Raw genomic sequence first — 19,667 nt, 5'->3', positions numbered from 1 at the left:
TTTTAAATCTTTAAATGTGCCTTAGTGCATTCGATCTCCACGCACTTCTCGGTCTTTCATCATCGCAGCCTCATACTCCAGCCAGTATTGCCATCTGTCCATCACACGTTCTTCAGGGAAATAGGTCTTGCCTAAATCCAAAAACATTCTGTAATGAGCAGCCTCCGCCACCATAAATTGATGATAGAATTTTTTCAAACCTTCATCTTCCAATTTTTCTGACAACATCTTGAAACGCTCGCAACTTCTAGCTTCAATCAAGGCACAAATCAGCAGCTGATCCAAGAAAAGGAAATCGCGACTTTGACCTTTAGGTTTTCCTTTCATCAATGTTTTGATGTAGTCGTCTGGTCGTTGCAATCCCAACGTGAGACCGCGTTTTTTTAACTCGGCCAGTACCATTCTAAAATGTCCCCATTCTTCCGTTACAACAGGAGCGAGTGCATCGACCAATTCTGGTTTGTCAGAATGCATCTGTACCATGGTAATCATGGTACTGGCTGCCTTTTGCTCACAAAAAGCATGGTCTGTCAGTATTTCCTGTAAACTCATCGCAGCGAGATCTACCCATCGTGGATCTGTAGGTAAGTTCAATCCTAAAGTTGTTTTTGAAACGGCTTTTTCCATAATACAAAGATCGTTTACAAATGCTGTAACGTCAAGATATAGCCTAAGGAATACGCATTATCTTCAAAATTATAACCATCTGAAAAAATCAAACTTATTGATCGTATTGATCATTAAATCAATTTGTTATATTTAAATCGTCACTCAAAAACATCGATTATGAATACCCAAGAAGTAGCCAATAAACTAGTGGAATATTGTCGCAACCGTCAAGAAGATAAAGCCTACCAAGAATTGTACAGTCCAGAGATTACAAGTATAGAAATGTCAGAGCCCATGAAAGAAGTTCACGGAATGGATGGCCTTCAGAAAAAAGGCGAGTGGTGGAATGAAAACTTTGAAGTGCACGACACTGAAGTGTCAGATCCCATCGTGGCAGATCATCACTTTGCCGTGAGATTCTGGATGGACACGACGCATAAGCCTAGTGGTGAACGTTCCCAGATGAACGAATTAGCGGTTTATCAGGTCAAGGATGGTAAGATTTGGAAAGAACAATTTTTCTATGATACACAAGAATAAGTGTTAATAGTTGAATATTGGTCACACCATTTATAGCACGTAAATAATAAAGTCACCATAAAAAAGGGTTGCCATAAAGCAACCCTTTTTGATCAACAACTATGGCTTTTCTACCACAATTCCATTTATATGATAGCGTAACGCAAATTTTTATTCGTTTGTTAAGAACGAAACAGTCTTAGATTTTATCGATGAGTTTTAAAATGGACTCGATCTCGCTAGCATTTAAAGCGTCCGTTAATTCTTTTTCGCGAGCATCCACTTTGGTGTCCAACTTTTCTAGAAGCTTTAACCCTTCATCTGTGATGCGTAATTCGATTTGACGCCTGTCTTCTGGGCATTGAATGCGTTCGACTAGTTTTTTGAGAACCAATTTGTCAATGACTCTAGTCGTATTTGAGTTGGAATGCAACATGTCTTTACTTACATCTTGCAGACTGGCTGGTTTGCCATGACGACCTCTCAAGATTCGTAAAACGTTGAACTGCTGTATGGTAATCTTTTCTTCTTTCAAAACACTGCCAATAGCTTCCGTCATGTCAGTACCTTTTTTGATTAAAGAGGTAACAAGCTTTCGCGAAAGCGGAACAGACTTAGACTTTTGACTCATGATAAATACATTTTCATTTATTGTAGGTACAAATGTACGTAAATTCTGAACCTTCGTAAATAATTTACAGAATATTTCACATTTCTGTCTTCAGTCAAAGTCAATAAACAAGCACCTTTGCCGTTATCTATTCAAAATATACCCTATTATGAAAAATCTTTTATTGATTGCAGTAATGTTGACCACCGTCATGGGATTTGCCCAGGAAGACAGCGGTTTTGGTCTTAAAGGTGGAGTGAACTATGGCTCAACCGGCGATTTTAGAAACGAAATCGAAAACAATGTAGAGAATCCCGACAGTAAAATAGGCTACCATCTAGGTCTATTTGCTAAGGCAGATCTAGGTAGATTGTACCTGAGACCAGAACTTATCTACACAAAGCTAAGTAGTGAATACAGCATTGGAGATCTAGAGGTCCAAAAGTTGGACGCACCTATTTTGTTGGGGCTTAACGTGGTTGGTCCTTTGCATATTTTTGCTGGTCCATCGTTGCAGTATATTCTAGATACGGACTTTGAAACGGATAGAGTCGAGTTTGATCTGGGCGACGCACAGGATGATTTTACGGTAGGTGCACAGTTTGGAGTAGGTTTGAACCTTGGAAAACTAGGTATTGACTTGCGTTACGAGCGTGGCTTTAATGATAATGAAGCAGAATTCATCAACGACAATACAAGTATCAACCGCAGTCGCATCGATACGCGACCAGAGCAATTGATACTCGCTTTGAGTCTATCCCTATAATACTCAAATTGATTTCAAATAGAACCATCCAGTAGTGCGCTGGATGGTTTTTTTATGCCGTAAAGTCAAAAGGTGCAGGAACGTTTAAGGAAATTCGCTTTCGCGAAAGCGGATGTTCAAAAATGATCTGTTCTGCATGTAAATGAAGTCTTGAACCGGTAGTTCCATAAAGGTCGTCGCCCACAATGGGTGCGTTGAGACCATCGACATGGGCAGCGTGAACACGCAACTGATGTGTGCGACCTGTTATGGGATAGAAATGAACTTTAGTTTTACCATGTTTTCGCTCGATAACTTCAAACCTTGTTCGAGCAGATTTACCATATTCAAAATCGACCAACTGGCAAGGTCGGTTATCAAGATCCACACGCAGCGGCAGGTCAATAAATCCAGACTCTTTTTCAAGGCTACCGTTAAGGACGGCGACGTACCGCTTTTCTACGGTTCGTTTTAAGAATTGCTGTTGCAACTGATGGTAGGCTTCCATGGTCTTTGCGACCAGTAGGATACCAGAAGTGGACATATCCAGCCGGTGCACGATCATGGGACCAGTGGCATTGGGATATTTTGCTTTCATTCTCGTTTGAACACTGTCCATAATGGATTTCCCAGCCACCGAAAGGAATTCGGCAGGTTTATGCACGGCGAGCATATGCTCATCTTCAAAAATAATTTCCAACTCCTTATCCACAGCAGGATTCTCCAATAACGGATTATCCTCAACATCCAATCCTTGAAGCATAAATTCCAGAACCGGCTCACACTTACTGCGGCAAGCTGGATAAAAATTCCCATGCGACCTGACTTTAGACGCAGGCGATGGACCGTACCAAAACTCGGCCATCGTGATAGGTTTCAAGTTTTGGGCGTAGGCATATTGCAACATTTTGGGTGCTGCGCAATCTCCAGTGCCTGCTGGTGGCACGTCTGGCATGCGATTTTTAAAGAGCTCTTTTACGTTTTGTCTTTCTATTCTAGCATTTAGAAAATTGTACTCGTCAAAAAGCCAGTCCTGCAACCATAAGGATCCTTTGCGGCGTTTGCTACGCAGGTTTTCCAATTCAAGCTGCAAGCTTTCAAATTGATTTTTAAGGGTAGCTATCTTGTCGTCTAGGTACACCTCATATTCCTTGAGAAAGAAGTTGTTGTTCAGGCTCAGCTGGCGCTGTCGGGCTTCAAAATTTTTAAAAGCTTCGGTTTCCATGACTGCTTTCTCTCGTTTCAACAAAAGGCGTCGCTCGCGTTTGAGGGCTTTAATGCGTTCTTGTTCCTGTTCTAAGGATTGAGCTTGGGCGATGGCTTGCGCATTGTAATCTGCAATTAGTTGGATGTTGACTGGATCATTTTCTAGCGCAGCGATCTGTTGTGTAATGGCATCGAGTTTGTCCGTTTCCTGTTTGAAAAACTGATCTACTCGCTCTAGTTCATATATGGGTGGCACAAAATGTTCTTGGGTTGTTTCACCGCCCAGTTTCCCAGAAAATCCAGCGAGAAAGCCTAAATTCTTTTCCTCATCCTGAACTACTAAAACTCCAAACATCTTTCCAGCTTCCTGTGTTCCATTAGCGACGAACCATTGGGATTGTTGTTCTAGATAAGCCTGCAATTGCTGGGCTGCTAGAACGGCGAGCTCATGGGGCTGATAATAAAACGGATAATTGAACTGCAAAGGCAATTCAATATTTGTAATATCGGTTTTGAAAGAATGAACGAGTGGATCCATGGCTTAAGCCAGACTTTGCATATTCACTAGGTTGTTGTAGATACCTTGTAGCGCTATCAATTCTTCATGAGTGCCTTGTTCCACAATCTTTCCTTTGCTCATTACTACGATCTTATCGGCTTTTTGAATGGTGCTTAGCCTATGCGCAATTACGATGGAAGTACGGTTCTTCATCACATTTTCTAGTGCCTCTTGTACCAGTCGCTCGCTTTCTGTATCTAGCGCGCTGGTCGCCTCGTCCAGGATCAAAATAGGGGCATTCTTGAGAACCGCGCGAGCAATACTCAATCGCTGTTTTTGACCACCCGATAATTTGTTACCACTATCGCCTATATTGGTGTGAATACCTTGTGGCAATTGTGATACAAATTCCCAGGCATTGGCAATTTTGAGTGCCTCGATGACTTCTTCATCGGTAGCATTTTTGTTGCTTAGCGCAACGTTTACCGCAACCGTATCGTTGAATAGGATGCTGTCCTGAGTGACCAGTGCCATCTGGTTGCGCAAACTTTTCAAGCTTACATCCTTAATGTCATGACCATCGATGCTAATGCTGCCTTTGGAGACATCATAGAATCTGGTGACCAGGTTTGCAATGGTGCTTTTCCCACTTCCTGATTGTCCCACGAGAGCCACGGTAGAACCTTTTGGAATCTCCAGCGAGAAGTCTTTGAGTACTTCTTCATCTTCATAGGCAAAGGATAGATTGTTGAATTGTACCGCTTTCGCGAAAGCGGAAACCTCTACAGCATTGTCCTTATCCTTGATATGGTTTTCTGTATGCAGGATTTCCAGCACACGTTCTGCACTGGCATTACCTTCCTTAACGCCATAACTAGCTTTGGCAATCGCCTTTGCCGGTGTTAGGATCCCGTAGGCGAGCGCCATGTAGGAAACAAAATATTCTCCATTGAGATCACCACCAAAAACCATTTTACCTCCAAACCAAAAAAGTCCAGAAATCACACAGATACCCAAGAATTCACTGGCAGGACCCGCCATACTTTTTCTAAATTGTAGGGCGTTAGAATACTTATAAAATCGATGGGTACTCTTTTGAAAGGTCTCGTTAAGCCGAGTCTCTGCATTGAAACCCTTGATCACTTTGAGGCCACTTAGGGTTTCTTCCAAGAGTGATGTGAAGTAACCTTGTTCTTCCTGCACATAGGTGGACTGGCTTTTCAGTTTTTTACCAATTTTAGAAATGATAAATCCCGATAATGGTATGAATACCAAAACAAAACCAGTTAAGGCAGGACTTATCAATAACATGGCACCTAATGTAAAAATGATATTAAGCGGCTCCTTGACCACTAATTCCAGGATGGATAGAAAGCTGGTCTGGATCTTCTCTACATCACTGCTGGACCTCACGATGACATCGCCCTTTCGCTTTTCTGAAAAATATGCGATGGGCAGATGGGTTATTTTTTCATAGAGATCATTTCTAATATCCCTTAAAACTCCGTTTCGCAAAAAGGTGATGAAATACATACCTAGGTAGCCAAAAATATTTTTCAACAAGGCGAGAACCACAATGACGATGATCATCGCGATCAATGCCTGTTCCTGGTCCTGATCCACCACCGTTGTGGTGTACCAGTTCACGTAGTTTTCAAGGTAGTCTTTGGCGTCCAGCAATCCGTTCCAGGTGGGTTTATCCGTAACACGTTCTGTGTTTTGAAAGAGCACCTTCATCACTGGCATCAAGGCTATAAACGTAAGCGTGCCAAAAAGCGCATAAAAAATGTTACAGATAATATTAAGCACGCCATAGCGACGGTAAGGTCTGGCGTACTGTAGGATTTCCTTGAAGTAATTCATTAATTGATGTCTAGACTTTTAAGAATAGCGTCTAATTTGTTATTGAGTTTGTCCAGCACCGCAGGATAATCATCTGCGTGATCCAGCTGTTCCTTGACTGACATATAGAACTTGATCTTAGGTTCTGTACCGCTAGGTCGCGCTGCGATCTTACTGCCATCTTCCAGATAGAAAATGAGCACATTGGCTTTAGGGATGTCCATGGTTTCTGTTTTGGACAAATCCTTGTTGGTGCGTTGCGAGCTTTGATAATCTTCAATGATGGTCACCTTTTTCCCGGCGATTTCGGTTGGTGGATTTTCACGCAGATCGATCATCATTTGCTTGATTTCCTGCGCTCCTGAAATTCCTTTTTTCACCAGACTTACCAGTCGTTCCTGATAGCAACCGTATTTTACATAGAGCTCTAATAGGTATTTGTAGGCTGTGGTGTGGTTCGCTTTCGCGAAAGCGATCAATTCACAAGCCAGTAATGTAGCAGTGACGGCATCTTTGTCACGAACAAAATCACCTACCATGTATCCAAAACTTTCCTCGCCACCACCAACGAAATCCTGATCTGGATAATCGACGATCATCTTTGCAATCCACTTGAAGCCAGTGAGTCCTTCCTTGCACTCTACATCATAACCATCTGCCAAGGCATGCATCATGGGAGTACTCACGATCGTTGAACCTATGAACGGTTTGCGTAATGATTTCAAATCTGTTTGTTCCAACAGCAGTGCTGTCATGGCAATCATGGTCTGGTTACCGTTAAGTAACTTCATTTGACCATCGTTGTCGCGCACGGCGATTCCCAGACGGTCACAATCTGGATCTGTACCTATGACAATGTCTGCATGGATTTTGTTGGCCAACTGTACAGCAAGTGCTAGTGCTTCTGGCTCTTCTGGATTGGGAGACTCTACTGTTGGGAAATCACCGTTGGGAACGGCTTGTTCCTGCACGATATGAACATTTGTATATCCGGCTGCCTTGAGCGTGTCGGGTACCATTGTGATGCTGGTACCATGCAAGCTGGTGAACACGATTTTTACTTTGGAACGATCTACGTCACCTGCAATTTTTCCTGCCTTAACGCTGTCTTCAATAAAAGCCTGATCATCGCTGTCGTCCAGGTATTTGATCATGTCATCATTCTTGTCAAAGTTGATGTCCGTAAATTGTGTCTTTTCAATTATGTCGAGTACTTCCTTGTCTTGTGGCGGCACGAGTTGACCACCATCTTGCCAGTATACCTTGTACCCATTATACTCTGGCGGATTGTGACTTGCAGTTAGTACGATTCCAGCGTGACATCCTTTACGTTTTACCGTATAAGAAAGTAGTGGTGTAGGGCGCAGTTCTGGAAAAATATAGGCTAGTATGCCGTTTGCGCTAAAAACTTCTGCCACCGTGATGGCCAGTTCTTTAGAGTTATGACGGCAATCGTAAGCGATAGCCACCTTTACTTGCTCATCTGGGAACGTTTTCTTCAAATATGCCGATAGCCCTTGAGTGTTTTTGCCCAAGGTATATTTGTTGATGCGATTAGTACCAACACCCATGATACCGCGCATACCACCAGTACCAAATTCTAGATTTTTATAAAAGGATTCCAGAAACTCGTCTGACTGTGAGGTAATCAGCTTCTGTGTTTTTGAGATGGTATCTTGATCAAACGGCTCTCGAGTCCAGGCCTGTGCTGTTTTGAGAATGTGCTCCTTATCCATATTTCTAAAAATAGTGTGGTTTACAAAGGTAGTATTTTATAAGACTAGCCTTTAAATGCAATTCAATTTACACAATTCTCGCAGTAACTTTTCTTGAGATAGGCATCTTCTAACAACTGAAAGGTAACGCCGCCTTCCAGTGAAGGATCAAATAACTTGCAATAACAATCTTTATTCAAATTAACCGCATTGAGCATTATGGTGCGATAGGCACTGGATTGTGTTAGTCTTTTGTCTACAAGGGTCAGATTGAGGTAATAAAATAAAAGATCTTCATCAATAGTGATTTCCTGTGCTCTAGGCTCTAAAAGTTTGATGGCCTCACCATTTTGAGCATAATAGGTTAGGAATTGTGCCAGGCTCAAATAATCGCTATCAGTTAATGGAACTTGATTGTAGGTGCTCAAAATATTGAGAACGCTTTTATCCTTTTCATTGAAGTTGCGTTTGCGCATCTCGCGCTCTGCACGAACAATATGATAATTGATATTCATACGGTTGATCAACGTGCGATTGATTCCGTAATTCTTGAGATCTGCGATTTGACTTTTGAATTGATTTGCATCTATGGGTGCGGCATTGTTTCTCCATATGACAAATTTCAAAACTGCAAGATTGTATTGAAGTTTTGGGTTGTTGGGATCTAATTCTGCTAGTTCCTTTAATTTATTGTAAGCAATCATCGTCATGCGTATATCCATGAGATAATCGTACATCATATTTTTATTGATGAAGTCAACATACTTTTTTTGTTGAGGTACCGTGATCTTCTTGATGGCATCTGGCGTGCCTGCAACTCGTATTTTTTCTAATAGGGAATTTTGAATCACTACGGCATCTTCAAGCTCGTCGTTAGCAATGGATGCATTAAAAAGAGTCGTCAACTCTGGAATAGACTGTTCTTTGTATACATCGATTTTATCTAATTCTAGAGTGACTACCGCTTTGCGGTGATTGGCTAGAATAGGTTCTAATGCTGAAGCTGTTGCTCCAGTCAAAGCAGCTTTTATCTGTGATTTTGATTGAGATTTCAGGTCACGATAAGTTGTTTTTTCAATGTCATTAAAGAATTCCACCCAGTTTTCTGAGGTCGTGATGTTGGTTTCAATCTCTGGAGACTGAAACGATTGTAGGGAACGGGCGATGCTGCTGCCGCGTTCCTGTTGCAATTCCATATTACGCTCTTTACTTCCTTCAACGCTGGCGTACGCCTTGATATCGATAGTTTTTATATTGAAATCGGTTAGTTTAAGGGAATCGTAAAGTGGCTTGATGTCTGATGGGTCATAAACCGACTTGTTTTTCTCAAACGGAATCACGAATTGAAGGGTTTTGTAACGTGTGACGGCCTGCTCCTGATCGCTTACAATCTTGTCGTTTTTATAAGTAATAGAATCTAGATAAACACCCATATCCAACAAACCCCAAGGATATGAAGCCAGATTGAAAATCGTGTAGTATTTGCAAAGGGTATTGTTGTTTAGAAAAAGGATGTTGAATTCCAAATCTTGCTTGAGCATAGAGGTAGGAATGTTGCCTACTTCTACTCGGTATCTTTTGTTTTCATGAGGTTTTAGACCTCTTTTAAGTTCTGAAGTATACACTGGTGCCAGTAGTTTTCCTTTGATCTGTGATGGAACTGGATCTACCTCACACTCATATCGATTCTTGGAAACTATATCTACAGCGATCCCATCTTGCGGATTTTTAAATAACTGCTTGAACCATTTCTCATCATTGGTTTCAAAGAACAGTTTTGAGTTTTCCCTTTTGATGACAAAAGAGGTTTCCTTGGGTTTGTTTTGAAATGCCTGTTCAAAATAGCCACAGACATTGCCCCGCATTCCAGAATTGGGAAATTGAATACCAAAATTATCTTGCGCGTGACCAAGTGCCAACGACAGAACAAACAGAAGCGTGATGCAGTATTTCATGAATTCTAGTTAGATCACTAAAATAGTACATCACTGTATAGCAACAAGAGAATTAGCTATTACTAGGCGTTTTATCGGCAATGGTGTAGCGATCCTGACTAGGTCCGGTTCTTATGATCAACTCACCCAAAAATCCAGCGATAAAAAACAAACTCCCCAAAATCATTGCTGTCAACCCAATGTAGAACCATGGATTTGTAGTAACGAGATTGTAGGGTAGGTTTGCTGCCATTTTGTACAATTTGGAACCACCTACATATATAGCGATGAAAAAACCTAAGGTAAACATGAGGAATCCCATTGTCCCAAAAAGGTGCATGGGACGTTTTCCAAAACGCGATATGAAGGCAATGGTCACTAGGTCTAAAAACCCTTTGATAAATCGGTCGTAACCAAATTTTGTCTCACCATACTTGCGTGCCTGGTGCTGGACGACCTTTTGGGTAATGTTGGTATAGCCGGCATTTGCTGCCAGCACGGGAATGTACCTGTGCATCTCACCATGAACATCAATGTTTTTGATGACTTCCTTGCGATACGCTTTCAAGCCGCAATTAAAATCATTAAGCTGGACGCCACTGGTCTTGCGCGCTGCCCAGTTAAATAATTTGCTGGGAATATTTTTGGCAATAACTGAATCGTAGCGCACCTTTTTCCAGCCGCTCACCAGATCATAATTTTCTTGGGCCACCATACGGTATAGCGCAGGAATTTCTTCTGGACTGTCCTGCAAGTCGGCATCCATAGTGATGACCACAGCACCTTGAGCAGCTCTGAAACCTGCGTGTAGCGCTTGTGATTTCCCATAATTGCTTAAAAAGCGTAGGGCTTTGATGTGGGTTCGCTTTCGCGAAAGCGAACTCAAAATATCCCAACTACCATCCGTACTACCATCGTCTATATAAATGACCTCATAGGACAGCTCTTCTTTCTCCATTACTTTATCGATCCATTCCTGTAGTTCTGGGATGGACTGTGCCTCATTGAGTAATGGTATGACGATGGAAAGCTGCATCTAAGCTTGCGGGTTTTTCTTGATAAAAAATGCGGTGATGATTCCTATAACGGTGTAAAACAACAGTTTTGAGGTGGCAGCGATAAGGTAACCTTTGGCACTATAGTCAATTTCGCTTACCTGTACAGCAGCGTTTGAAGTGGCTTTTTCGGCAGCTACCATTTTTTCTTGCATCAATCTTACCGTTTCTTGCGCACTGGGATCCCAAACCACATAGATGAGGTAGTTCACAATGGCTTCTGTCACAAAAATGAGGAGCACCGCAAGAAAGTAGGCCAGTACGGCTTGCTTTAAGGTGATGAAACCACCAAGTTTATTCTTGCTGTATACCTGGGCTGCAATACCTATGGCAAGCGGCAGGACCAAGGTAACCACGCCTATGGTCATGTTCTGGAAATCCTGGGTTTGCCAGATATAAATGTATAGGGAAGCGGTGATGGCAGCGCCTATAATTCCTAAAAGAGCAGCATTTTTCTTTACTATTTGATCCACTGGATTGTCAACTTTGAGGTTTGAATGCAAATATAACCGTTATGGACCTGTCAATAAATGGTTGAAAAGGATGTATTTTTGCTTCTTATGGTATTGTGTATTTAATTTAAAACATTAAATTTGCAGCCGCTAAAGAATAAAGTACAAGATCATGCAAAAAGGAATTCACCCAGAAGATTATAAATTAGTTGCGTTTAAAGACATGTCTAACGATGAGGTTTTTATTACCAAGTCTACCGCAAACACTAAAGAAACTATTGAAGTAGACGGTACTGAGTATCCGCTGATCAAACTGGAAATCTCTAGAACGTCGCACCCATTTTATACGGGTACTACAAAACTTATCGATACCGCTGGACGTATTGACAAGTTCAAAAACAAATACAAGAAATTTGACAAGAAGTCTTAAGGACTGCTTACTTCATAAAAAAAGCCTCGCATTTTGCGAGGCTTTTTTTTATGGCGTTATTTTTTTCTTGGACCTTCCTGCGTGCGCCTCGTCCCTCGTGATATAAAAATAGATCACGTAAAACCAATTGAGAATACCAGCAAGAATGGCCCATTTGATGGATCTATTGCGCGTCCACGAACAAACAACCGCCAAAGAGCAACCTAAAGCGGTTCCAGTTGATATTCCAGTATTTTTTATGGTGGAGTCGATGAGCATGGGAATTATAGTCGATAGCATGAACTTTTAATTTTTGTGGTTAAGTCAAGTAACATTTATTTTTTTAGAAGTGACTTTTCAAAACAGATACTCAGCTCCATTCCCACATATTGATCGTAGTTGGGAATGACGGAATAACCGTTCTTTTTATAAAGTGCAATGGCCTCTGGTTGATGAATGCCAGTTTCCAACCGACAGATGTCGAACCCTAGTTCTTCGGCCCATTTTTCTAGCTCTTTAAGAATTTGGGTAGCAACACCTTTACCTCGTACCGTCTCTAGCGTGAACATACGTTTGATTTCTACAGTTTGTGCGTCTACTTTTTTGATGGCGCCACAACCTACGGCTTTTTGATCTTTGTAAGCTACGACCACATGATTGATTTGTTCCAATTGATTAAATTGATTGTAGAAATCATGATCGTCGCCATCGGTGATCGATAAATACTGGTCCAATAATGGTATCAATGACTTGAAATGGACGTCATCTGCATTAGTTCTTTGTAAATCAAAACTCACCTAAAGTTGTATTATGGATTTGTGATGGTTATAGTTCGCTTTCGCGAAAGCGATATCCTTCATCTACTTTTCAATTTTGTTATACGAAGTGACGATCCCTTTAATAAGCGCGCTGCTAAAGCCGTTATGCTCCATCTCATTAAGACCAGCAATGGTACAGCCTTTAGGAGTGGTGACTTTGTCGATCTCGTGTTCTGGATGTTGCTTGCGCTCTATAAGCAGCTGTGCGGCACCTTTAACGGTGTGCGTCACGATGGTGGTCGCTGTATGTGCATCAAATCCTATCTCAATACCACCTTGAATCATACCGCGCATAAATCTCAATACATAGGCAATACCGCAAGCGCCCAACACGGTAGCGGCATCCATCAACTCTTCATTAATGTGAATGGAGTTACCAATACTGTTGAAACATTGCGTCACTAAATCTTTAGCGCTTTCATCATTGGATTTGGTTGCAATACAGGTCAATGATTCGCCAACATCTGCAGCCGTGTTAGGCATCGCTCTAAAGATGGGTAAGCTCAGATCTATCGTGGATTGTATTTGCTTTAAGGAAATACCGGTAGCGAGCGAGACCATTATGTGTCGATCCTGATCCAGAACATCTTTAAGTTCTCCCAAAATCTCCAAAATGGTATAAGGCTTAAGCGCCACGATCAAAAGCTCAGATTCCTGTGCTGCCTTGCGATTATCACTGGTGATTTGAATACCGGTGCTGGCTAGATGTTCCAGACTGGATGTTTTCCTTTTGGTAACTGTGATGTTCTTAGGATTGATCCTGGGATCTGCCAGTAATCCATTAAGAATGGACAATCCTAAATTACCGCAGCCTATGATGGCTATTTTTTTGTTGTGGATACTCATAAGGTCGATTGCTTGAAACGCCTAAGATAATAACTTCAAGTAAAGAAGTTTTTCAGGGCATGTCAATTGACCTATGGCTAGGACTTGCTACAGTAAACATAAGGCTGCTTTTGCTCTAACTAAGCAAGTCGTTAGTGTACAAATCGGTTGCTTTTACGGGCTTAGATTCAAGATTTTTGGAATAGATCCAATCCACAAACTTTTCAATAACGGCTGGATCAAAAATGCCCCAATCGTCGCCTGGCGAAAAACTAGGTAATGACAATTGTAAAGCCTCGTCAAGATTTATGTGAGCATCAGTACTGGGAACGTGTTTTTGAAACAAGGCGATGCTCTCTTGCGGGTAATCCTTGCAGTGGTAATAACCCTGACGAGTAGCTTCAATAAATTTTCTATAAGGTTCGTGATGATCTTTTAAAAGATCTCCGTTTGCTACGAGCACTGGTGAATACGAATATGGAATATCGTAATCTTCCAGCTTAAAAAAGTGAAGCGGTTGATCCGTGCCTTGCGCTTCTACGCCTTCCCAATTCATAAAAATCCAGGTCGCATCATAGGAACCATCCAGAATCGTTTCCCAGATGCCTAATTTTTCAGGATAACCTATGTCAAAAGTTCCAGTACCACCATCATTGATGATCATCTGTCGTACAATTTCGTCCTCATATCTCGCTTGATAGGAACTGTATCGCTTGCCGTCCAGATCCTTGGGAGAATCAATGCCGCTATCACCTTTTACCACAATCGCACTCAGATCCTTCTTTAAAATCGCAGCAACACCAGTGAGGTTAAACGGTCTATTTTTGGTACGATAGCTTATGATGCTTTCGGTAGGGCATAGGGCAAAATCTGCAGTGCCCAGTTCTACTTTTTTGGCTGGTGTGATCTTATAATCATCCTGTATGGGATCGACGATCGATACATCGAGACCAGCATCTTTATAAAAACCCTTTTCTTGGGCGATAAAAAATCCTATGTGATTGATGTTAGGCGTCCAGTCCAGGGCAAGCGTGATCTTCTTCATTGGTGTGATTTTAAGACTTAAAGGTAGATGCCCTTTATTGATTAGTGGACTCACTTTAGGGAATTGACAAAAGTTTAATATGAGTTCGCTTTCGCGAAAGCGGACACACCACAAACTCTATCTTTACCATCTATGAAAGAATCCTCCAAATCCCAAAGCAAGGTGACGATCACATCTGCGTTTAAAACCATCATCTGGCCACGTAGAAAATTGGTGCTGATTGGTTTGGTACTCATCGTTATTAGTCGGTTGGCCAGCCTTGTGTTGCCTTGGAAATCCAAAGCGCTGCTGGACGACGTGATTCCCAATAAGGATTTTGACGCCTTGTATGATTTGCTCTGGCTGGTAGGTTTGGCCTTGCTGGTGCAGGCGATTACATCATTTTTATTGACCAGAATTTTGAGCGTGCAAGCCCAATATTTGATCTCAGAACTTCGCGCCCAGGTGCAGAAAAAAGTACTCTCACTGCCTATTAGTTTTTTTGACAACACCAAATCTGGAGCGCTGGTTTCCCGCATCATGAATGATGTAGAAGGTGTACGTAATCTGATAGGGACAGGATTGGTACAGTTGGTAGGCGGTACGATCACAGCCGTAGTCTCGCTGGTGCTATTGATACGCATCAATGCCTGGATGACGCTGTTTGTGTTTTTGCCTGTGGCAGTTTTTGGATTTGTTGCGTTGAAAGCCTTTAAATACATACGTCCCATTTTTAGAAATCGCGGAAAAATAAATGCCGAGGTAACCGGTAGACTTACTGAAACGCTCGCTGGCGTACGAGTCATCAAAGGTTTTGGCGCTGAGGAACAAGAAAACAAAATCTTTGAAGATGGCGTGGAGCGGCTTTATCAAAATGTCAAAAAGAGTTTGACGTCTACTGCTTTGGTAACCAGTAGTGCTACTTTCTTGTTAGGATTAGCGTCAGTAGGCATCATGGGAATAGGTGGCTATTTTATGATGGAAGGCGATATGACGACAGGAGAGTTTTTGTTCTTCACGATTTTATTGGGGTTTATGATAGCGCCTATCATCCAAATGAGCAACATAGGCAGCCAACTTACAGAAGCGCTTGCAGGACTGGATCGAACCGAAGAATTGATGAACCTGACGCCCGAAGATCAAATTGGCGAGCGCACCATCGAACTGGACCAATTTAAAGGCAACCTAAAATTTGACAACGTTTCGTTTTCATACGAGAAAGGTAAAGAGGTCATCCATAACATTTCTTTTGAAGCTATGGCTGGTACTACAGTGGCGCTGGTGGGAAGTTCTGGTTCTGGAAAATCAACCATTGCAGGATTATCGGCTACGTTTTTAAATCCCAATAAAGGTGTTGTGACCATTGATGGTCAGGATATGTCTAAAGTGAAACTAGCCAGTTTTAGAAAGCATCTGGGCGTGGTTTTACAAGATGAGTTTCTATTTGAGGGAACCATTAGGGAAAACATTTTGTTCCCAAGACCAGACGCTAGCGAGGAACGATTGCTCGCAGCTGTTAAAGCGGGTTATGTCAATGAATTCACAGATCGTTTTGAAGACGGTCTCGATACCTTAATAGGCGAGCGTGGCGTCAAACTTTCTGGAGGCCAGCGTCAACGCATCGCTATTGCCAGAGCCATACTAGCCGATCCTAAAATCATCATCTTAGACGAAGCTACATCCAATCTAGATACAGAAAGTGAAGCGCTAATTCAAAAATCTCTGAGCGAACTGGTCAAGGATAGAACCACTATCGTCATCGCTCACCGCTTAAGTACGATCAAAAAAGCAGATCAAATTCTAGTCATTGAAGCTGGTGAAATCGCTGAGCGCGGCACCCATGAAGAACTGATCGCTCTAGAAGGCAGATACTTTGATTTGTATACGTATCAGGCTAGGATTTAAGCTTGATGAAAGTCTTTTTATAATTTTTATTTCTTCAATTGTATTTTACAACTAAAAGATTCAAGCAAAAAATTAATTCCAGTCATTATTAGCACCAGCGATACGGTTCCTGCCATTATCCATTGCCATGACTCTGCATCACTGTGCTTTAAGAAACCGCTTTCAACTAGGGCAGATAATCCAAACCCGAGTATTCCCATTCCTAAACCACCGAAGATCCAGTAGCGACTTCTTAATTGTTGATCAGTATATTTCTTTTTACTCATGATTCACCTTTTTATAATAATGACATTAGCTATTTGTTTAATCAGGAATTAAACTATGATAATTTTACCCCAATAAAAAAGCGCCATTTCAGGCGCTTCAGTAAAAAAGTAGGATAAAATGGCTTATCCTAGATAAGACTTCAAAATTTTGCTGCGGCTGTTTTGGCGCAGTCTCTTGATTCCTTTTTCCTTGATCTGGCGCACGCGCTCACGGGTCAAGTCAAAGGTTTCACCTATTTCTTCCAGACTCATAGGCTGCTGGTTCCCGATACCAAAGTAAAGCGAAATAACATCTGCCTCTTTTTGAGAAAGTGTCTCTAGGGCACGTGTAATCTCTAGTGTAAGGGATTCATGCAATAGGTCCTTGTCAGGATTAGGTGACTCACCACTACGTACAACGTCATAGAGGTTAGAAGTCTCACCTTCTTTAAGCGGCGCATCCATGGATACGTGACGCCCGGCATTTTTAAGCGATTGTTTCACGTCACTTACCGTCATGTCTAGCTCAGTGGCTAGTTCTTCTGGCGATGGTGGACGCTCGTGCAATTGCTCAAGGTGTGAAAAAGCCTTGTTGATTTTGTTAATCGAACCAATTTTATTCAATGGAAGACGCACGATACGGGACTGCTCTGCTAGTGCCTGTAAGATCGACTGGCGTATCCACCATACCGCGTACGATATGAATTTGAAACCGCGAGTTTCATCAAACCTTTTGGCAGCCTTTACAAGACCTGCATTTCCTTCATTAATAAGATCGGGTAATTTAAGCCCTTGATTTTGATACTGTTTTGCAACAGAAACCACAAAACGTAAGTTTGCGGTAGTCAATCTCTCAAGTGCTCTCTGATCACCTTTTTTAATACGCTGTGCAAGTTCCACTTCTTCCTCTGCAGTGATCAGGTCGATCTTAGAGATGTCTTGTAGGTACTTGTCCAAGGATTTAGACTCACGGTTAGTAACCTGCTTGGTGATTTTGAGTTGTCTCATTAAAATAAAAAGATTAAAAAATTAGGCGACTGTCAGCTCTTGACAATCAAGTTATAGGTAGCAATAATCATACCAAAGCCGAATATTCTGACACTTATTCAGACCAGCAATGGCGGGACATTCACTACTTTTCTATTAGTCGGCAGACCCGGTTTCTTGTTACAGTGCTAGTGGTTTTTATCGCTTTCGCGAAAGCGGATTTCCACGTCATCACTAGTACTATCACGTTGTCGTTAATGTTGAAAAAATAATGAGAACACGGCATTTTTGTCTTAAAGCCGAAGCCTTTGTAGCTTTATAAGCTTATTCTGTAGTCATGAAAAATCTATCGAGCCTTCTTTTCATTCTTTTGTTCTGTCAGGTAGGACTGTCACAAAATGGTCTGAGCGAGACAGGATTGTGGAGCCAGTATTTCTATAGCTTACCTATTGGGAACAAGTGGAAGGTAGCTGGAGATTTTCAGTATCGCACCTATGAGTTGAGTAGTGATTTCCAGCAATTTATTGCTAGGGCAGCAGTGGCCTATACACCAGCCATAGGTGTGGTAGAGCTGCACGCTGGTTATGGATATTTCTACGGCGAGCCCTTTGGCGACATGGATGGCAGTACTTCAGAGCATCGTTTGCATCAGGATGTCTGGTTGGATACCAACGCTGGCAAAACGGTGAGTATACGGCATCGATTTAGGTTTGAAGAGCGGTTTGTAGAGAATCAGGATTTCCGCAGCAGGGTACGTTACACGATTTTTGTTAACATCCATTTTTATAAGGATGAGCAGCAATCCAAATTCTATTTGCCGTTTTGGAACGAGGTTTTTATTAATGGCGAGACTCAATTGCGCAACACCACCGTGAACAGGTTTGATCGCAATTGGAGTTTTGGCGGTGTAGGATATAGGATCTCACAAGATCTGCGCGCACAAGCTGGTTATATGCGTGAGATTACCAGCAATACTTCAAAAGGTCAATTAGTACTCTCTGTATTTCAGTCGTTTTAAATAATAGTTCGTGGATTGACTGCTATCAGCTTTCGCTGGATAATAGTTCAAACCAGGTTATGTATGGTTGAGCTAAGTCAGCTTCCACTTGTAGTCGGTATGCACTTTTTTCAGAATCAAGAAAAATGGAATCCACCAGATGAAGTCATTAGTCACCAGCGTGTAAATAAATTCAAAGGGAACCTTTCCCTGTGCATAATTAAAGACAAATCCCAAGGGGCCAAAAATCTTACCCAACATACCAACGGCAACAATAGGCCAGTGGCGCATGGGATCATAGCTTGCCCACCAGTAGCCTAGACCATAAACACCTATTACCATTCCCATTCCTTGCCATACCATAGGCTGATTCAACGGCTCCATGCCTACCAGTTCCCAAAACATTTGTGGAAATAAGACGACCCAAGCACCCCAAAGAATATTGTATATCGCAGCAAGTTGTAGTGTAAGTTTCATATGAATTAAGTTTTGAAGTATTTCTATCGCTAGACAGTCGAATTAAGTTACCTAGCTTTCAATATTTTTTTAAAAGAAAAATCCTTTTCAATATTGAAAAGGATTTTATGAACGTTTGAATTCTGAAAACGATTCTAGAATTTGTAACCTAGACCTACTTGAATGTAGTCGAATTTAAGTTTTCCATCAGAGCCTTCCACTATAACATCATCCTCAAAACGATTGCTAAGACCTAAAATATATCGACCATCAACAAAAAGTTTATCCGTAATATCAAAAGCGGCACCTGCACCTAGACCTAAACCAAATTCATTGATGATAGGATTTTCTTCTTCCAGATAATATTCTATTTGAGGTCCTGCCTGTAATGAAAATTTAGGTGCTACTTGATAGCTCAACATAATGGGTAACAACAGGTTTTTGACATCTTCTCCATCCTGAGAGGCAAGAGAAAACTGAAGCTCTGGCTGGATAGAAAAGCTGTTTCCTAAAGCTATGTCTGTAAAAAAGCCTACATAAAACCCTGATCCATCTTCGCTTTCTGATGAAACACCACTTGCTGAAGCCTTTATATTTAAATTGTTGTAGCCACCTTTGACACCAAATTGCTGCGCAGAAACACAGAAACTTGCTAATGCGAAGGATAATGCGATTAATGATTTTTTCATAATTGTAATTTTTTTCGATTAGTTTAAGAATCAAATATAGTTGCGTCTCATTGTGTTTGACAAGCAAATAGACTTTTTTCTGGCAACATAATTACTTAATGTTCTTTAAATGAAACTATTAATTAT

Annotated in this window: 21 protein-coding genes; 5 read left to right on the top strand and 16 right to left on the bottom strand. The window is 41.5% G+C overall.

Annotated features, from left to right (window positions below; all coding sequences use genetic code 11):
* Positions 1 to 21 precede the first annotated feature (21 nt).
* Positions 22 to 627 (bottom strand): MiaE family protein, encoded by a 606-nt coding sequence (miaE, locus tag BST86_RS06715; protein WP_105982596.1) that lies wholly within the window; start codon positions 625 to 627, stop codon positions 22 to 24.
* Positions 628 to 786: 159 nt separating this feature from the next.
* Here miaE and BST86_RS06710 point away from each other — a divergent pair, with 159 nt between their 5' ends.
* The gene (locus BST86_RS06710; protein WP_105982595.1) at positions 787 to 1,149 is read left to right on the top strand and encodes a nuclear transport factor 2 family protein; all 363 of its coding nucleotides are present in this window, start codon (positions 787 to 789) and stop codon (positions 1,147 to 1,149) included.
* A gap of 178 nt (positions 1,150 to 1,327) precedes the next feature.
* On the opposite strand, the gene BST86_RS06705 is transcribed toward BST86_RS06710, so the two are convergent.
* A complete protein-coding gene (locus BST86_RS06705) occupies positions 1,328 to 1,759 on the bottom strand; it encodes a MarR family winged helix-turn-helix transcriptional regulator (protein WP_105982594.1) in 432 nt (143 codons plus the stop codon).
* Between the two features lie 148 nt (positions 1,760 to 1,907).
* On the opposite strand from BST86_RS06705, the gene BST86_RS06700 reads away from it, so the two are divergent.
* Positions 1,908 to 2,504 (top strand): porin family protein, encoded by a 597-nt coding sequence (locus BST86_RS06700; RefSeq protein ID WP_105982593.1) that lies wholly within the window; start codon positions 1,908 to 1,910, stop codon positions 2,502 to 2,504.
* Between the two features lie 52 nt (positions 2,505 to 2,556).
* Here BST86_RS06700 and BST86_RS06695 read toward each other — a convergent pair whose 3' ends face one another.
* The 6 genes from BST86_RS06695 to BST86_RS06670 all read right to left on the bottom strand — a co-directional run bounded on the left by BST86_RS06695 (position 2,557) and on the right by BST86_RS06670 (position 11,207).
* Complete coding sequence (locus BST86_RS06695) at positions 2,557 to 4,227, bottom strand: RluA family pseudouridine synthase (RefSeq protein WP_105982592.1); 1,671 nt, start codon at positions 4,225 to 4,227, stop codon at positions 2,557 to 2,559.
* A 3-nt stretch (positions 4,228 to 4,230) separates the two neighbouring features.
* Complete coding sequence (locus BST86_RS06690; protein ID WP_105982591.1) at positions 4,231 to 6,051, bottom strand: ABC transporter ATP-binding protein; 1,821 nt, start codon at positions 6,049 to 6,051, stop codon at positions 4,231 to 4,233.
* Entirely contained in the window at positions 6,051 to 7,766 is a 1,716-nt protein-coding gene (locus tag BST86_RS06685; RefSeq protein ID WP_105982590.1) for a phospho-sugar mutase, read from the bottom strand. The genes BST86_RS06690 and BST86_RS06685 overlap by 1 nt, the downstream gene beginning before the upstream one ends.
* 62 nt (positions 7,767 to 7,828) lie before the next feature.
* Positions 7,829 to 9,700 (bottom strand): hypothetical protein, encoded by a 1,872-nt coding sequence (locus tag BST86_RS06680; RefSeq protein WP_105982589.1) that lies wholly within the window; start codon positions 9,698 to 9,700, stop codon positions 7,829 to 7,831.
* A gap of 52 nt (positions 9,701 to 9,752) precedes the next feature.
* Positions 9,753 to 10,715 carry a glycosyltransferase family 2 protein gene (locus BST86_RS06675; RefSeq protein ID WP_105982588.1) on the bottom strand — a complete coding sequence of 321 codons (963 nt, stop codon included), beginning with the start codon at positions 10,713 to 10,715 and terminating at the stop codon, positions 9,753 to 9,755.
* Positions 10,716 to 11,207 (bottom strand): DUF4199 domain-containing protein, encoded by a 492-nt coding sequence (locus tag BST86_RS06670; RefSeq protein WP_172443323.1) that lies wholly within the window; start codon positions 11,205 to 11,207, stop codon positions 10,716 to 10,718.
* Between the two features lie 151 nt (positions 11,208 to 11,358).
* On the opposite strand from BST86_RS06670, the gene BST86_RS06665 reads away from it, so the two are divergent.
* Positions 11,359 to 11,616, top strand: a complete 258-nt coding sequence (locus BST86_RS06665) for a type B 50S ribosomal protein L31 (protein ID WP_055413054.1) — start codon at positions 11,359 to 11,361, stop codon at positions 11,614 to 11,616.
* Between the two features lie 48 nt (positions 11,617 to 11,664).
* Here the strand turns inward: BST86_RS06665 and BST86_RS06660 are convergent, their stop codons facing one another.
* The 4 genes from BST86_RS06660 to BST86_RS06645 all read right to left on the bottom strand — a co-directional run bounded on the left by BST86_RS06660 (position 11,665) and on the right by BST86_RS06645 (position 14,283).
* Positions 11,665 to 11,895 (bottom strand): hypothetical protein, encoded by a 231-nt coding sequence (locus BST86_RS06660; protein WP_242446482.1) that lies wholly within the window; start codon positions 11,893 to 11,895, stop codon positions 11,665 to 11,667.
* A gap of 35 nt (positions 11,896 to 11,930) precedes the next feature.
* Entirely contained in the window at positions 11,931 to 12,392 is a 462-nt protein-coding gene (locus BST86_RS06655; RefSeq protein WP_105982585.1) for a GNAT family N-acetyltransferase, read from the bottom strand.
* 63 nt (positions 12,393 to 12,455) lie between these two features.
* Positions 12,456 to 13,259 carry a pyrroline-5-carboxylate reductase gene (gene proC / locus BST86_RS06650; protein ID WP_105982584.1) on the bottom strand — a complete coding sequence of 268 codons (804 nt, stop codon included), beginning with the start codon at positions 13,257 to 13,259 and terminating at the stop codon, positions 12,456 to 12,458.
* Between the two features lie 115 nt (positions 13,260 to 13,374).
* The gene (locus BST86_RS06645) at positions 13,375 to 14,283 is read right to left on the bottom strand and encodes an ABC transporter substrate-binding protein (RefSeq protein ID WP_105982583.1); all 909 of its coding nucleotides are present in this window, start codon (positions 14,281 to 14,283) and stop codon (positions 13,375 to 13,377) included.
* A 132-nt stretch (positions 14,284 to 14,415) separates the two neighbouring features.
* On the opposite strand from BST86_RS06645, the gene BST86_RS06640 reads away from it, so the two are divergent.
* Positions 14,416 to 16,167: an ABC transporter ATP-binding protein gene (locus tag BST86_RS06640; RefSeq protein ID WP_105982582.1), complete on the top strand. Its 1,752-nt coding sequence runs from the start codon at positions 14,416 to 14,418 to the stop codon at positions 16,165 to 16,167.
* Positions 16,168 to 16,193: 26 nt separating this feature from the next.
* On the opposite strand, the gene BST86_RS06635 is transcribed toward BST86_RS06640, so the two are convergent.
* Complete coding sequence (locus tag BST86_RS06635) at positions 16,194 to 16,433, bottom strand: hypothetical protein (RefSeq protein WP_105982581.1); 240 nt, start codon at positions 16,431 to 16,433, stop codon at positions 16,194 to 16,196.
* A gap of 123 nt (positions 16,434 to 16,556) precedes the next feature.
* Complete coding sequence (locus BST86_RS06630; RefSeq protein WP_041497103.1) at positions 16,557 to 17,420, bottom strand: sigma-70 family RNA polymerase sigma factor; 864 nt, start codon at positions 17,418 to 17,420, stop codon at positions 16,557 to 16,559.
* 316 nt (positions 17,421 to 17,736) lie between these two features.
* On the opposite strand from BST86_RS06630, the gene BST86_RS06625 reads away from it, so the two are divergent.
* Complete coding sequence (locus BST86_RS06625) at positions 17,737 to 18,417, top strand: DUF2490 domain-containing protein (RefSeq protein ID WP_105982580.1); 681 nt, start codon at positions 17,737 to 17,739, stop codon at positions 18,415 to 18,417.
* A gap of 72 nt (positions 18,418 to 18,489) precedes the next feature.
* Here the strand turns inward: BST86_RS06625 and BST86_RS06620 are convergent, their stop codons facing one another.
* Together BST86_RS06620 and BST86_RS06615 are read right to left on the bottom strand one after the other, a co-directional pair.
* Complete coding sequence (locus BST86_RS06620; protein ID WP_055413046.1) at positions 18,490 to 18,873, bottom strand: hypothetical protein; 384 nt, start codon at positions 18,871 to 18,873, stop codon at positions 18,490 to 18,492.
* A 134-nt stretch (positions 18,874 to 19,007) separates the two neighbouring features.
* Complete coding sequence (locus tag BST86_RS06615) at positions 19,008 to 19,541, bottom strand: porin family protein (RefSeq protein ID WP_105982579.1); 534 nt, start codon at positions 19,539 to 19,541, stop codon at positions 19,008 to 19,010.
* Positions 19,542 to 19,667: the final 126 nt, after the last annotated feature.

The sequence above is a fragment of the Nonlabens agnitus genome (genome assembly GCF_002994045.1).
Classification (GTDB): Bacteria; Bacteroidota; Bacteroidia; order Flavobacteriales; family Flavobacteriaceae; genus Nonlabens; species Nonlabens agnitus.
Note: the sequence above shows the minus strand (reverse complement) of the source record. Positions and strands in the feature narration are given on the sequence as shown.

Bases quoted from the DNA above. Each gene is read 5' to 3' on its own strand.
- BST86_RS06665 (WP_055413054.1), top strand. From the start codon at position 11,359: ATGCAAAAAGGAATTCACCCAGAAGATTATAAATTAGTTGCGTTTAAA.
- BST86_RS06680 (WP_105982589.1), bottom strand. From the start codon at position 9,700: ATGAAATACTGCATCACGCTTCTGTTTGTTCTGTCGTTGGCACTTGGT.
- BST86_RS06710 (WP_105982595.1), top strand. From the start codon at position 787: ATGAATACCCAAGAAGTAGCCAATAAACTAGTGGAATATTGTCGCAAC.
- BST86_RS06620 (WP_055413046.1), bottom strand. From the start codon at position 18,873: ATGAAACTTACACTACAACTTGCTGCGATATACAATATTCTTTGGGGT.
- BST86_RS06640 (WP_105982582.1), top strand. From the start codon at position 14,416: ATGAAAGAATCCTCCAAATCCCAAAGCAAGGTGACGATCACATCTGCG.
- BST86_RS06690 (WP_105982591.1), bottom strand. From the start codon at position 6,051: ATGAATTACTTCAAGGAAATCCTACAGTACGCCAGACCTTACCGTCGC.
- BST86_RS06645 (WP_105982583.1), bottom strand. From the start codon at position 14,283: ATGAAGAAGATCACGCTTGCCCTGGACTGGACGCCTAACATCAATCAC.
- BST86_RS06675 (WP_105982588.1), bottom strand. From the start codon at position 10,715: ATGCAGCTTTCCATCGTCATACCATTACTCAATGAGGCACAGTCCATC.
- BST86_RS06635 (WP_105982581.1), bottom strand. From the start codon at position 16,433: ATGAGTAAAAAGAAATATACTGATCAACAATTAAGAAGTCGCTACTGG.
- proC (WP_105982584.1), bottom strand. From the start codon at position 13,259: ATGAGTATCCACAACAAAAAAATAGCCATCATAGGCTGCGGTAATTTA.
- BST86_RS06660 (WP_242446482.1), bottom strand. From the start codon at position 11,895: ATGCTATCGACTATAATTCCCATGCTCATCGACTCCACCATAAAAAAT.
- miaE (WP_105982596.1), bottom strand. From the start codon at position 627: ATGGAAAAAGCCGTTTCAAAAACAACTTTAGGATTGAACTTACCTACA.
- BST86_RS06700 (WP_105982593.1), top strand. From the start codon at position 1,908: ATGAAAAATCTTTTATTGATTGCAGTAATGTTGACCACCGTCATGGGA.
- BST86_RS06685 (WP_105982590.1), bottom strand. From the start codon at position 7,766: ATGGATAAGGAGCACATTCTCAAAACAGCACAGGCCTGGACTCGAGAG.
- BST86_RS06615 (WP_105982579.1), bottom strand. From the start codon at position 19,541: ATGAAAAAATCATTAATCGCATTATCCTTCGCATTAGCAAGTTTCTGT.
- BST86_RS06625 (WP_105982580.1), top strand. From the start codon at position 17,737: ATGAAAAATCTATCGAGCCTTCTTTTCATTCTTTTGTTCTGTCAGGTA.
- BST86_RS06695 (WP_105982592.1), bottom strand. From the start codon at position 4,227: ATGGATCCACTCGTTCATTCTTTCAAAACCGATATTACAAATATTGAA.
- BST86_RS06630 (WP_041497103.1), bottom strand. From the start codon at position 17,420: ATGAGACAACTCAAAATCACCAAGCAGGTTACTAACCGTGAGTCTAAA.
- BST86_RS06705 (WP_105982594.1), bottom strand. From the start codon at position 1,759: ATGAGTCAAAAGTCTAAGTCTGTTCCGCTTTCGCGAAAGCTTGTTACC.